This window comes from Sedimentibacter sp. B4 (assembly GCF_000309315.1).
GTDB lineage: Bacteria > Bacillota > Clostridia > Tissierellales > Sedimentibacteraceae > Sedimentibacter > Sedimentibacter saalensis.
The window spans coordinates 1-209 of sequence record NZ_CANG01000821.1; the positions used below are offsets into that span (position 1 = coordinate 1).

The 209-nt window shown below is 64.6% G+C and carries 1 pseudogene; it reads left to right on the forward strand.

The features are described from left to right. Positions 1 to 209 (forward strand): annotated as a pseudogene (locus BN358_RS13255) (polyphosphate kinase 2 family protein); the annotation flags it as partial.

Genomic DNA, 209 nt, shown 5'->3' on the forward strand with positions numbered 1-209 from the left:
CGGCAAGATCGGGATCTTCGACCGCTCACACTACGAGGACGTGCTGGTCGTCCGCGTGGACAGCCTCGTGCCCGAGGATGTGTGGAGCAAGCGCTACGACGAGATCAACGAGTTCGAGGCGGGTCTGGTGGCGGACGGCTACCGGCTGATCAAGTGCCTGCTGAACGTCTCCTTCGACGAGCAGCGCAAGCGGCTTGCCGAGCGCCTGG